This window comes from Sorangium sp. So ce302 (assembly GCF_051530145.1).
Classification (GTDB): Bacteria; Myxococcota_A; Polyangia; order Polyangiales; family Polyangiaceae; genus Sorangium; species Sorangium cellulosum_B.
In genome coordinates, this window is the sequence record NZ_CP150326.1 from 8,117,811 (window position 1) to 8,131,300 (window position 13,490).

Sequence of the window (13,490 nt, forward strand, 5' to 3'; positions counted from 1 at the left end):
CGACAATCGCACTGCAAGCGCGACAGAAGAATGTCGCTCGCTCACCGTGCGCTGCTGTCAATCCGCGAGCGGTCGATTGCCCACATCCACCGATGCGCAGCGGGCGCTCCGCGAGCCGCGGCGCGCTTGGCCTGCCGCGGGCGCCCGAGCCGCCGAGGCGCGGCGTCCTGCGGCGCGCCCAGACGACGCGCGCCGCGCCAGGGCGCCGCCTCATTGCCGACGAGCGGAGCGAGGCACCATTGCGCCGCAGCGTACCATTGCCCCGCAGCGTGCAGGACGGCGCCCACGCACGCACAGGACGCGAAGCTGGCGCCAGGGGATCGCCTATCCGATGATCGGGAGCTGCCGGGCGCCCTTGGCCCTCGCAGGCTGCGGCTCCGGCTGCGGCTGCGCCACGGGCGACGCGGCCGTCTCCTCGATGTGCACGCCGGAGCGGAAGCGCTGCTCGCCGCCCGCGATCTTGCGGTGCGCCAGCGTGTGCTGCATGAAATTCAGCGGAAAGAAGCCCGCCAGCTGGATCCAGCTCGACTGCCGTGTGAGGGTGAACCTGCGCCATATCGAGGACGGCGAGTAGAATTTCGTCCACGCGGACACCCACCCCTCCCGGAGCCGCTCCCGCGACATCTGCTTGGGAACGAAATAGGGCGAGCCGGCGTCGTGGTCGCGGCGCAGCCACCAGCGCTCGTCCGTGAGGCGCCCCTCCGCCTTGAGGCGGCGGTACAGCTGCGTCGCGGGGTACGGGGTGAGGATGGCATACAGCGCCATCGTCAGCTTCATGTCGATGCCGAACTCCACGGTGCGATCGAACACCTCGGGATCGTCCGTATCGAACCCGAAGACGAAGCTCCCCCAGACCGAGATGCCGTGATCGTGGAGCATCGCCATCGTGTCCTTGTACTGGGAGGGACGGTTCTGCCGCTTTCCGGTGAACTTCACCGTCTCCTCGTCGATGCTCTCGAAGCCGATGAAGAGCGCCTTGCACCCGCTCTCGGCCATGAGCTTCACGTTCTCGAGGCGCTTGACCGCGGCGAGCGAGCACTGGCCTATCCAGTGCTTCTTCAGCGGGATCATCCGGGTGAAGAGCTCTTTCGAGTAAGCCCGGTGGATCATCACGTTGTCGTCCGCGAACATGATGAGCTTGCCGAGCGACCGGAGCTCGCTCAGCACCTCGTCGGTCGGACGGAACCGCATCGTGGTGCCGTTCGCCGTCGACACGCTGCAGAACTCGCACGGATACGGGCAGCCGCGCATCGTCTGCACGACCTGGAACGGGATGTACTTCTTGGAGGTGAACAGGTCGCGCCGCGGCGGGGGCCTGCCCGCGAGGTTCGGCAGCTCCGGGCGATAGAACGGCTTGAGCTCGCCGCGCTTCGCGTCCGCGAGCAGGGCGGGCCAGGCGTCCTCCGCCTCGCCGACCACGACGGCGTCCGCGTGCTGCAGGGCCTCGTCGGGGCAGGCCGTCGGGTGGATGCCGCCGAGCACCACCTTCACGCCGCGCCTGCGGTAAGCGGCGGCGATATCGTAGCTGCGGCGGGCGGTCTTGCTGTCGACGCTGATCCCGACGAGGTCGACGTCCTTGACGTCGCGCTGGAGATCGAAGGGCTGCACGACGTCATCGGTGTAGATGATCTCATCCTCGGGGGGCGTGAGCGCCGCGAGGGTGCCGAGCCCCACACGAGGCAGGTACGCGGAATCTTCGCTTGCCGTGGCGATGAGCTCGATCTGCATGGCGGATCGTGCTTATCACGGAGCCCCAAGGAGACCCACGACGAATGAGCTTGCTCTCTGACGCCGCAGTCTTTCTCGGCGCGGCCGTCGTCGCCGTGCCGCTGTTCAAGCGGATCGGCCTCGGCGCGGTGCTCGGCTACCTCGTCGCGGGCGCGCTGCTCGGCCCGTGGGGGCTGCGGATCATCGCCAACGTCGAAGACACCCTCCACTTCTCGGAGCTCGGCGTGGTGCTGCTCCTCTTCCTCATCGGCCTCGAGCTCCAGCCGTCGCGGCTCTGGGTGCTCCGCCGCGCCGTGTTCGGCCTCGGCGGCGCGCAGGTCGCCGTCACGGGCGCGCTCATCGCGCTCATCGGCGCCGCGCTCGGCCTGCGCGCCGACACGGCGGCCATCGCGGGCGTCGGGCTCTCGCTCTCGTCGACGGCGTTCGTCCTGCAGATCCTGGCCGAGAAGGGCCAGATGCAGTCGCAGCACGGCCGCTCCGCGTTCGCCATCCTGCTCTTCCAGGACCTCGCCGTGATCCCGCTGATCGCGGTGCTCCCCCTGCTCGGCCCCGCGGGCGCGGCCCCCGCCGAGGGGAGCGCCGTCGCCTCGTCGCTCAAGGCCGTGGCCGTGCTGCTCGCGGTCGTCGCCGGCGGCCGCTACCTCGTGCGCCCCGTCTTCCGGGCCATCGCCGCCACCCACGCCCACGAGATCTTCACCGCGGCGGCCCTGCTCGTCGTGCTCGGCACGGCGCTCCTCATGGTGCAGGTGGGCCTCTCCATGTCGCTCGGCGCCTTCATGGCGGGCGTGCTGCTCGCCGACTCGGAGTACCGCCACGAGCTCGAGGCGGACATCGAGCCGTTCAAGGGCCTGCTCATGGGGCTCTTCTTCATCGCCGTCGGGATGTCGGCGAACATCGGCCTCGTCATCGAGCGGCCGCTGCTCGTCCTCGGGCTCGTCCTCGGCGTGATGGCGCTCAAGGCCGCCGTCCTCCTCATCCTGGGCAGGGCGGCCGGGCACGCGAAGGGCTCCGCGCGCGACCTCGCGCTCGCGCTCCCGCAGGGGGGCGAGTTCGCCTTCGTCCTCTTCGGGATGGCCGCGGGACAGGGCCTCATGGACAGGCTCCTCGCCGACCTCCTGGTCGTCGTGGTCACCCTGTCCATGGCGGTCACGCCGCTCGTCATCGCGCTCGGCGACGCGCTCGTCAAGCGATGGCAGGGGGGCGGGCCAGAGCGCGAGTTCGACGCGATCGACGACGACGACCCGAGGGTCATCATCGCCGGATACGGCCGCTTCGGCCAGATCGTCTCTCGCGTCCTCCGCACGAGGAAGATCCCCTTCACCGCGCTCGACGCGAGCCCCACGCAGGTCGACTTCGTCCGCAAGTACGGCAACAAGATCTACTACGGGGACGCCTCCCGGCTCGACCTGCTCCGCGCGGCGCGCGCCGACAAGGCGAAGATCTTCGTGCTGGCCATCGACGACGTCGCGTCGTCGGTGAAGACGGCGGAGGTGGTGAAGCGGCACTTCCCTGACCTCCTGATCTACGCGCGCGCCAGGAACCGCCAGCACGCGTATCAGCTGATGGATATCGGCGTGACGGTGCTGGAGCGGGAGACGTTCCTGTCGTCGCTCGAGGTGGCGGCGCGCGTGCTCGAGGGCCTCGGGATGCGGGAGCGGGACGCCCGCGCGACGATCGAGCGGTTCAGGGCCCACGACGAGAAGGTGCTCGTCCGCGGGCACGCGGTGCACAACGACGAGGTCAAGCTCATCGAGGCGGCGAAGCAGGCGGCGCAGGAGCTCGAAGGCCTGTTCGAGTCCGACGAGATCGCGCCGTCCGGCAGGGACGACAAGGCCGCGGCGGTGTGACGCGAAGCGAGCGAGCCGCCGTCGGCTCGCTCACTCCTGTTCCTGCTTCGCGCCGATGCCGTGGCGGCGGAGGTAAGCCCGCACGTGCGCCCGCTCCATGCCCGCGCGCCGCGCCATCTCGCTCACGTTGCCCTTCGCGTCCTCGGACAGGGCGGCGAAGTAGTCGCGCTCGAACCGCGCGAGGACGTCGCGCTTCGCCTCCTGGAACTGGCGGCCCTTCATCGACGCGAACGAGCTGCTGGCCGCGCTGCCGCCGGCGCCCGGGGGGATCGACGGCGAGGAGCTCGGGTGCACCGGCGTCTCGGTGAGGGCGCCGAGGTGCGCCGCGACGTCGATCTCCTCGCCCTCGGCGGCGAGCGCGAACGCGACGGCGACCGCGTTCCGCAGCTCGCGGACGTTGCCCGGCCAGTCGTGCCGCATCAGCCGCTCGAGCGTCATGTTCGAGACGCGCTCGTAGGCGCTCTCGTCGCCGAGATCCTTCAGCATCCGGCGGACGAGCACGGGGATGTCCTCCACGCGCTGCCGGAGCGCCGGCAGCTCGATCTTGATCTGCGCGACGCGGAAGTAGAGGTCGCTCCGGAAGTTGCCGCCGTTCACGGCCCGCACGAGGTCGCGGCGCGTCGCCGCGAGCACGCGCACGTCGACCTCGCGGTAGCTCGATCCGCCGACGCTCTTGATGCGGCGCTCGGCGAGCGCGCGGAGGAGCTTCGGCTGCACCTCGAGCGGCAGCTCGCCGAGCTCGTCGAGGAAGATCGTGCCGCCGTCCGCCTCGATGAACGGCGAGAGGCGCTTGTCGACCGCGCCCGTGAACGCGCCGCGCTCGTGGCCGAACAGCGTCGCCTCGGCCAGGGTCGGCGGGATCGAGCCGCAGTCCACGACCACGAACGGCTTCTTCGAGCGGGCGCTCGCCAGGTGCAGCGCCTGGGCGACGAGCTCCTTGCCCGTGCCGGTCTCGCCCGTGATGAGCACCGTGAGGTCGGTCGGCGCCATCTTGGAGAGGCGCTCGAAGATGGCCCGCATCCCGGGGCTGCTCGCCACGAGCGGGCCGAACGACGGGATCGCCGAGACCGTGATGCGCTCGGGCCGCAGGGGCTCGAACTGGATCTCGGTCTCGCCGAGCCGCAGCTTCGTGCTCGTGAGCAGGTAGATGTCGCCGACCCGCACGCCGCCGACGAAGGTCCCGTTCCTGCTGTCGAGATCGCGCACGCGGACGCCCTGCTCCGTGGCGACGAACTCGGCGTGCACCGCGCTGACCTTGGCGTCGTCGAGGACCAGCTGGCAGGCCGCGTTGCGGCCCACGATGACGGGATCGGTGCCGATCTCGATCCATCCGCCGCCGCGCGCGGCCGACGATTTCATGAGGCGGATGCGCCCGCCGCGCACCTCGACCCGGTTCTTCGTGCCTACCGTCGCGTCGAGCAACTCAGTGCCTCTCTGTCTTGCGGCGCGAAGGCGGACCCTCCGGCCGGGGAATCTCTGCGCCCTCGCCCCTGCTCGGCGGTGGCGGCGGCGCGCCCGCGCCCGCCCTGCTCGGCGGTGGCGGCGGCGCGCCCGCGCCCGCCCTGCTCGGCGGTGGCGGCGGCGCGCCCGCGCCCGCCCTGCTCGGCGGTGGCGGCGGCGCGCCCGCGCCCGCCCTGCTCGGCGGTGGCGGCGGCGCGCCCGCGCCCGCCCTGCTCGGCGGTGGCGGCGGCGCGCCCGCGCCCGCCCTGCTCGGCGGTGGCGGCGGCGCGCCCGCGCCCGCCCTGCTCGGTGGTGGCGGCGGCCCGCCCGCGCCCGCCCTGCTCGGCGGTGCAGGCGGCGCGCCCGCGCCGGTCCTGCTCGGCGGCGCAGGCGGTGCGCCCACGCCGGTCCTGCTCGGCGACGCCGGCGGCGCAGCGGCCCTGCTCGGTGGCGGCGGGGGCACGGTGCTGGCCCTGGGAGGGGCGAGCGAAGCAGGGGGCGGCGAGCTGTGGCCGGCGTCGCTGAAGCCGCCGTTCTCCGTCATCGTCGGGGGGCCGTCGACGACCGTGGGGTTGTCTTCCAGGAACGCGTCGGGCAGCTCGGAGGGATACCTGCTCCGCTGCGTGCGGCGCGTCGCGCGCGTGATGTTCGCCGGCTGGATGGCCCGCCAGCTCGACAGCGCATCTGCCGCGGAGCCGAAGCGCCCTTCGCGCCGGCGATCGAGCGCCCGCTCGAGGAAGCGCTCGATGCCCACTGGCCATTTCTCGCCGGTCGCCTCGGCGAGCGACGGCGCCGGGCGGTCGAGCTTCATCGCGACGAGCACCGCGGCGTTCGCCCCCTCGAACGGCAGCCGCCCGGACAGGGCCCGGAAGGCCACCGCGCCGACCGCGTAGATGTCGGCCCGCTCGTCGGCCCGCGCGGCGCCCCGCACCTGCTCCGGCGCCATGTACGCGAACGATCCCAGCGTCGCGTCGAAGGCGGTGAGCGTCGGCTCTTCCTTCTCGCGCCGCGTGAGCTTCGAGATGCCGAAATCGAGGATCTTCGCGCGCTCGCGCCGGTCCGGCAGGCCGAGGTGCTCGAGGTAGATGTTGCCCGGCTTCAGATCGCGGTGGATGACGCCCGCGGCGTGCGCCGCCACGAGCCCCTGGAGCACGTCATCGATGATCGGGCCGACCTCGCTGAACGGCAGGTACTGCTCGCGCTTCAGCCGATCCGCCAGCGACTCGCCGTCGAGCTGCTCGAACACGAGCAGGTGCTCGCCCTCGTCCGTCTGGCCGACCTCGAGCAGCTGGCAGACGTACGGGCTCTGGATGGCCGAGGCGATCTTCGCCTCACGGTCGAAGCGCCGCACGAGATCCGGCTTCATCGCGGCGCGCGCGAGCAGGACCTTGATGGCGACCTGCTGATTGTCCGATTCCCGTGTTGCTGCCCAGACTTCGCCCATGCCGCCCCGCCCGAGCAGGCGGGAGACACGATAGCCAGCAACGACGTCGCCCGGGTGGATCGCCACGTAACCTGGATCGGGACCGTACCACCGCGACTCTCGAACGGGTGAGAAAAAAGCGAGCGTCCGGGGAAACGCGGTGATTCCGGGAGCGAGCGGAACCGATCACGGAGCGCGGCTCGCGGCGCGTGTTGCGGCTCGCGGCGCGTGTTGCGGGCTCACGGCGTGACAGCGCGCCGGTGCGATCGGAGCACGAACCCAACGAAGGGGACGCAACGGTTCGGAGGACCACTCGGAGGACCACTCGGAGGACCACTCGGAGGACCACTCGGAGGACCACGGCGAGCCGCGCGTCCTCGATGGTGGTGGCCGTAGGCCGCAGCCCGCGGCGCGCGGAATCCCGGAAAGAATCCGAGGGACGCGGCACTAGCCCGATGCGACATGATTCTGTAGGCTCGCCGCGCCATGCCGCGTACAGCCGAGGATGTCGAAACCTACCTCCTGCAGCTCGATCGCCGGTTCGAGAACGACGCCGGTACCTACCTCGTCTCGGGGGGCCCAGACGCGCCGCCGATCGCGATCCGCATCGACCCGCCGATCGTGGCGGTGCGGGTCTCGATCGGCCCCGTCCCCGGGGACGCCGCTCACCAGACCAGGCTCTTCCGCCGCCTGCTCGAGTACAACGCGACGGACCTGATGCATGCTTCGTATGGGATCGAGGCGGGCACCGTCGTCCTCTCGGCGGCGCTGGAGCTCGAGAACCTCGACATGAACGAGCTCGAGGCGATCCTGAGCGACATCGATCTCGCGCTCGCCCGCCACGTCCCCGTGCTGCACGATCTCGCGCTCAGCTGAGCAGACCCGCCGCGCCTTTCGACCCTGCGCACCCCGAGAGTTGGAGCTGATCTATGGGAATTTTCGCGCGCCTTGCGACCCTCATCAAGTCGAACCTGAACGACCTCATCAGCCGCTCGGAGGACCCCGAGAAGATGCTGAACCAGGTCGTCATCGACATGGCAAACCAGCTGATCGAGGCGAAGAAGCAGGTCGCCGTCTCGATCGCCGACGAGAAGCGGCTGGCCAAGCAGGCCGAGCAGGAGGCCGCCAACGCCGCGGAGTGGGAGCGCAGGGCGATGCTCGCGATCAAGGCGGGCGACGACGCGCTGGCCAAGGAGGCGCTGAACCGCAAGAAGGAGCACGACCAGCTCGCCACCTCCTACAAGGACCAGTGGCAGAAGCAGAAGCAGGCCGTCGACCAGCTGAAGACGGCGCTGCGCCTCCTGAACAACAAGATCGAGGAGGCGAAGCGCAAGAAGAACGTGCTCATCGCCCGGAAGAAGCGGGCCGAGGCGCAGAAGGCCATCCAGGAGACGATGAGCGGCCTGAACAACGCCTCCGCCTTCGAGACGTTCGACCGGATGTCGAACAAGATCGACCAGATCGAGGCCGAGGCCGAGGCCGCCGGGGAGATCGCCGAGCAGTACACGGGCGACACGCTGGCGCACAAGTTCGGGCAGCTCGAGGCGACGGCGGGCGCGGACGACGAGCTGCTCGCGCTCAAGCGGAAGATGGGCGTGCTCCCGCCCGAGCCGCCGCCCGCCGCGGCGCCGCCGCCGCAGGTGCGCGTGGCCGGCGCGGGCGGCGCGCCGGCCGCCGCGCCCCAGGCCGAGCAGGACGAGCTCGCGGCGGCGCTCGCGGAGCTCGAGGCCGAAGAACAACGTGAACAAGCCAGGATGAAGCGCTAGAGCACGCCCGCACATGAGCCAAGCCGCCACGGCGCTCCGCCCGGCCGGACCGGACGCGCCTCCCGCCGCCCCCATCCCTGTCCACGCCGAAGAGGTCGGCGCCTTCCTCGAGCGCGTCGGGGTGAGCTCGTCCGGCGGGCTCTCCGACGACGAGGCGCAGAAGCGCCTCGCGGAGCACGGCAAGAACCGCCTGCCCGAGACGAAGAAGAAGAGCGCGCTCGTCCGCATCCTCGAGCAGTTCGCGAACCCGCTGGTGCTCACGCTCCTCGCCGCGGCGGCGATCGCCGTGGTCGTCGGCTTCACCGCCGACAAGGACCAGAGCTTCCTCCACCGGTTCGGCGACGCGATCGCGATCCTGCTCATCGTGATCCTGAACGCCTTCCTCGGTTACTACCAGGAGCGGCGCGCGGAGGCGGCCCTGGACGCCCTCCAGAAGCTCAGCGCGCCGAACGCGCGCGTGCGCCGCGGCGGCAAGACCGTGGTCATCGCGGCCGAGGACGTCGCGCCCGGCGACATCCTCGAGCTCGAGGCGGGCGACTCGGTCCCGGCCGACGCGCGGCTCGTGCAGACGATCAGCTTCGCGACCGAGGAGGCGGCGCTGACGGGCGAGAGCGCGGCCGCGGTCAAGGACGCGCTCGCCCCGGTCGCGCGCGACGCGCCGCTCGGCGACCGGGTCACGATGATCTTCACGGGCACGAGCGTCGTGCGCGGCAAGGGGCGCGCGGTGGTGACCGCGACCGGCGTGAGCACCGAGCTCGGCCGGATCGGCGAGATGATCCGCTCGGTCGGCGAGCAGAAGACGCCCCTCGAGGAGCGGCTCGATCGCTTCGGCTCGGTGATCCTGCGGGTGTGCCTGGCGCTCTCCGCGGTGCTGCTCGGCTGGGGGTTCATCCGGGGCGGACGGCCGTGGCACGAGCTCCTGCTCGAGGGCGTGAGCCTCGCCGTGGCCGCCATCCCCGAGGGGCTGCCCGCGATCACGACGATCACGCTCGCGCTGGGGATGCAGCGCATGGCGCGGCGCGGGGCGATCGTGCGCAAGCTGCCCGCGGTCGAGACGCTCGGCGCCGCGACGATCATCGCGTCGGACAAGACGGGCACGCTCACCCAGAACGAGATGACCGTGCGCAACGTGTACGCGGGCGGCCGCCGCTACACGGTGACCGGCGAGGGGTACGACCCGACGGGCGCGCTGCGGGACGAGCACGGCGCGGAGGTCGTGGAGCACTCGGCGCCGCTCACCTACCTGTTCGCGACGGTCGCCCTCTGCAACAACGCGTCGCTCAACGAGGACCAGGCGACGGGCCGCTGGAACATCGTCGGCGATCCGACCGAGGGGGCGCTGCTGACGCTGGCCGCGAAGGGCAGCTACTCGCGCGAGTCGGTGGCGCCGTCGCACGCGTTCGTGCACGAGCTGCCGTTCGACAGCGACCGCAAGCGGATGACGGTGATCACGCGGGACGAGCGCGGCCGCGAGATCGCGCACGTGAAGGGGAGCGTCGACGTGCTCCTGCCGCTCTGCGTGAAGTTCGCCGACGACAAGGGCGTGCGGGCGCTGTCCGAGGACGACCGCGCCGCGATCGTCGCCGAGGCCGATCGCATGAGCGCGGCCGCGCTGCGCGTGCTCGCGATCTGCCGCCGGGTGCGGGTCAGCCGCGACGAGGACGACATCGAGCGCGAGCTCACCTTCCTCGGCCTGGTCGGGATGATGGACCCGCCGCGGCAGGGGGTGAAGGAGGCGGTGGCCGAGTGCCGCCGCGCCGGCATCCGCGCCGTCATGATCACCGGCGACCACCGGCTCACCGCGACGGCGATCGCCAAGGAGATCGGGCTCTGGGACGAGGGCGACGAGGCGCTCAGCGGCGCGGAGCTCGCGGTGATGAGCGACGAGGAGCTGGCGCGGCGGATCATGCACCTGCGCGTCTTCGCCCGGACGACGGCGGAGCAGAAGCTCCGGCTCGTGCGGGCGTTCAAGGCGCACGGCCACATCGTGGCGATGACGGGCGACGGCGTGAACGACGCGCCCGCGCTCCGGGAGGCGCACATCGGCGTGGCGATGGGGCGCGGGGGCACCGACGTGGCGCGGCAGGCGGCGGACCTCGTGCTGGCGGACGACAACTTCGCGACCATCGTCGAGGCGGTGCGCGAGGGGCGCGCCATCTACCGCAACATCCAGAAGTTCATCTTCTTCCTCCTCTCGTCGAACATGGGCCTCCTCGTGGCCGTGTTCGTCGTCTCGTTCTTCGGCAAGTGGCCGCCGCTGACGCCGCTCATGATCCTCTGGATCAACCTCGTCACGAACGGCCTGCCCGCGCTCGCGCTCGGCATCGATCCGCCGGATCCGCAGCTCATGTCGGAGGCGCCGCGGCCGCGCGACGAGGGCCTGCTCATCAAGCGCGACTACCTCGGGATCCTGTACGTCGGCGCGATCATGGGGCTCGCCGCCGTCGCGCTCTACGCGACGTCGGACCAGACCGAGGAGGCGCTGCTGCGCACGCGCGCCGTCGCCTTCTCGCTGCTGGCGCTGTCGCCGCTCTTCCACGCCTGGAGCTGCCGTAGCCCGGTCATCTCGCTCTTCGCGTCGAAGCCGCTCATCAGCCTCCCGCTCCTCCTGGCGGTCGCGGCGAGCGCGGCGATCCACCTGATCGCGCTGCTCGTGCCCGCGCTGCGCCCGGTCTTCCGCACGTACGCGATGTCGTCGGACGAGTGGATGCTCCTGCTCGTCCTCTCGGCGCTCATCGTCCCGGCCGTCGAGATCGCAAAGCTCGTGTACCGCCGGATCCGCCCCGAAGGCGCCGGCCCCGCCCGCCTCACGCCCGCCTCCAAGCCCCACGGATGACCGCCGGGTGAGGGGCCTCGGCAGCGCCGAGCCCCCTCGCCTGCCACGTCAGACGGCCACCTCACGGCGTCCAGGGTGCCGCCTCGGGTGGGCGACGCGGAGCGATCCGGAAAGAAAGTGCTCGTGGTAAGAACAAGCGGGCGCGGAGAGGCGTCCAAACCCGAGCTTATGAGACGTAAATCACACCACCTCCGTGCGCCGGGGGCTCATGCCTCCGGCTCCCGCCTCGCCGCGCTCGCGCCGGTCGCGCTGGCGGCGCTGACCGCCGCCGCCCCCTCCCCTGCCCTCGCCGCCGGCACGCCGATCGCGGCGCCGCTCGTCGAGTCGAAATGGCTCAAGCTCGACGGGATCCCGAAGGAGTGGCCGGTGGCGTTCACCTCCCTCGGCCTCAAGGTGAAGGGCAAGCCCAGCAAGGCCGATCTGGCCGCGCAGGTGGCCATCGCCTACGACGACGCGCGGATCTACGTGGCGGCCGACGTGACCGACGACGCGCTGCGAGGCGGCGCCGATCACGTGAAGGTGGTGATCGGGTTCCCGGGCGGAAAGGTCCAGGAGGTCGCGCTCTACCCGGGACAGCCGGGCAAGACCGCGGGCAGCGTCAAGGTCCCGGGCGGCAAGGCGGTGGCCGGCGCGAGGGTCATCGAGGCCCCCCGGAGCGGCGGGTACACCCTGGAGGCGAGCGTCCCCTGGACGGCGTTCCCCGAGGCGGCGACGACCCGGGTCGGGCTGCGGGCGGGGCTCTTCGTCCACGACGACGACGGCGGAGGGGTCGACGCCGTCGTCGGCAGCGCCGCCTCGGAGGCGTACGGGTCGCTGTCGCCGCTCGCGACCGAGCCGGAGCTCGCGCTCACCGACGGCCTCCTCCGGAGCAAGGGCATCCAGGGCCGCGCGAGCTACGACCTCGTCGCCGACGTGGCCGGCGACGGGATGCGGGAGCGGGTGCTCGTCCACGAGCGGTTCCTGGTCGTCCTCGGCCCCGGGTTCCGGAAGGGCGCGCAGTATTACTTCGAGGACCTCGGGGTCGACGCCAAGGACGGGATGGTGCCGTCGCTCACGGCGCGCGACCTGACGGGCGACGGCCAGGCCGAGCTCATCCTGCGGAAGCGCTCCGGCAGCAGCGCGAAGTACCGCGAGGTGATCCACGTGCTCCAGTTCGGCGCCGGCGACACGCCGAAGCCGATCTTCCAGCACGAGATCGCGATCGCGACGGACAAGGGCTCGGTCGTCAACGACGTCGACTTCGTGGCGGACGGCGACAAGATGGCGATCCGCGTGGAGCCGGGCAAGGCGACCCGCTACGACGCGAGCAACTACGCGGAGGGGGTCGAGACGACGTACGACCCGCTGCTCTTGCCGTGGGGGTCGATCAAGTCGCAGCTCTACAAGCTGACCGGCGGGGTGTTCACCAAGGCGAGCGAGCAGCGGCAGGCGGGCGCCGCGGGGCCGCGCCCGGCGCCGGCGAGGGCCGAGGAGGCGCGGGCCGCGCCGAAGCCGGCCGGCCTCTCGCCGGCCGAGATGCTCGACAAGGTGTACGCCCTCTACCGGCGCGACCGGAACGCCTCGTCGAGCAAGCCGCGGTTCGACCTCGGCGCCGACGTGGCCGCCGGCAAGGAGCCCGAGCGGGTGCTCCTGCACGACCGCGACATCGTCGTGTTCGGCAAGGGGTTCCGGGGCGGCGCGGGGTACGCGTTCATGACGCTCGCGCAGTTCGCGTCTCCGGCCGACATCCGCTCGGTGCGCGCGCTCGATCTCACCGGCGACGGCAAGGCGGAGATCATCGTCCACGGCACCGTCCGCGCGGCGGCGCCCAAGGAGGCGGGCGGCGGGACCGTGGACCGCGACGTCGTGCAGATCTTCCGGGTCGAGGGCGAGAGCATCCAGCGGATCTTCGCGGCCGAGGTGGCGCGCAGCATCGGCGACAAGAAGATCGCCGGCGAGCTCAGGTTCGTGCGCGTGGGCGACAAGATGGGGATCGAGCTCGCCCCGGGGAGGGCCGTCGAGTGGACGGAGCAGACGTATCCCTTCAACCAGGACAAGGCGCCTGTCGGCGGCTTCGAGCCGCTGCTGCTGCCGTGGGGGGGCGCGCAGCCGGCGCGGTACGTCTGGAACGGGTCGATCTTCGCCAAGTAGGCGGGAAGAGGTCGCCGCGGCGCCTGGAGACGGACAGGCGCCCGGCGAGCTCGACGCGGTCGCGGCGCGGCTCCAGGCCGAGACGCTCCGCGCGCAGGGGCTGGGACACCTGCTGGAGTTGGTCACCCCGGAATGACGCCCCCGCGGAGAGGGACGGGCTCACCCGCCGAGCCCGCTGCCGCGGGGCCGCATGCTGCCCGGGAGTCGACGCGATTCGCCTGCTCCTGAAGAATGCATGATGAAAGGTTACCTATCGTCGTAAAGCGATGAGACAAGGACCTTGAGACGCCTCGTGCTCATGTTCTCTTGTCCTGCACCGG

General features: G+C 71.5%; 8 protein-coding genes. 5 read left to right on the forward strand and 3 right to left on the reverse strand.

Translation table 11 applies throughout. The annotated features are described in order from the left end of the window. Nucleotides 1-324 precede the first annotated feature (324 nt). Nucleotides 325-1,728 (reverse strand): B12-binding domain-containing radical SAM protein, encoded by a 1,404-nt coding sequence (locus WME73_RS30560; RefSeq protein WP_437911840.1) that lies wholly within the window; start codon nt 1,726-1,728, stop codon nt 325-327. 44 nt (nt 1,729-1,772) lie between these two features. On the opposite strand from WME73_RS30560, the gene WME73_RS30565 reads away from it, so the two are divergent. Then, a complete protein-coding gene (locus tag WME73_RS30565; protein ID WP_437911841.1) occupies nt 1,773-3,575 on the forward strand; it encodes a monovalent cation:proton antiporter-2 (CPA2) family protein in 1,803 nt (600 codons plus the stop codon). A 30-nt stretch (nt 3,576-3,605) separates the two neighbouring features. On the opposite strand, the gene WME73_RS30570 is transcribed toward WME73_RS30565, so the two are convergent. Together WME73_RS30570 and WME73_RS30575 are read right to left on the reverse strand one after the other, a co-directional pair. Next, nucleotides 3,606-4,997, reverse strand: coding sequence for a sigma 54-interacting transcriptional regulator (locus WME73_RS30570; protein WP_437739923.1), 1,392 nt, complete (start codon nt 4,995-4,997; stop codon nt 3,606-3,608). Nucleotide 4,998: 1 nt separating this feature from the next. Further along, a complete protein-coding gene (locus WME73_RS30575; protein ID WP_437911842.1) occupies nt 4,999-6,525 on the reverse strand; it encodes a serine/threonine-protein kinase in 1,527 nt (508 codons plus the stop codon). Nucleotides 6,526-6,924: 399 nt separating this feature from the next. Here WME73_RS30575 and WME73_RS30580 point away from each other — a divergent pair, with 399 nt between their 5' ends. The 4 genes from WME73_RS30580 to WME73_RS30595 all read left to right on the forward strand — a co-directional run bounded on the left by WME73_RS30580 (nt 6,925) and on the right by WME73_RS30595 (nt 13,170). Next, entirely contained in the window at nt 6,925-7,314 is a 390-nt protein-coding gene (locus WME73_RS30580) for a hypothetical protein (RefSeq protein WP_437739925.1), read from the forward strand. Nucleotides 7,315-7,367: 53 nt separating this feature from the next. After that, nucleotides 7,368-8,204, forward strand: a complete 837-nt coding sequence (locus WME73_RS30585) for a PspA/IM30 family protein (protein WP_012238103.1) — start codon at nt 7,368-7,370, stop codon at nt 8,202-8,204. Between the two features lie 13 nt (nt 8,205-8,217). Further along, the gene (locus WME73_RS30590; RefSeq protein WP_437911843.1) at nt 8,218-11,040 is read left to right on the forward strand and encodes a cation-translocating P-type ATPase; all 2,823 of its coding nucleotides are present in this window, start codon (nt 8,218-8,220) and stop codon (nt 11,038-11,040) included. Nucleotides 11,041-11,208: 168 nt separating this feature from the next. Further along, entirely contained in the window at nt 11,209-13,170 is a 1,962-nt protein-coding gene (locus WME73_RS30595; RefSeq protein WP_437911844.1) for a sugar-binding protein, read from the forward strand. Nucleotides 13,171-13,490 lie beyond the last annotated feature (320 nt).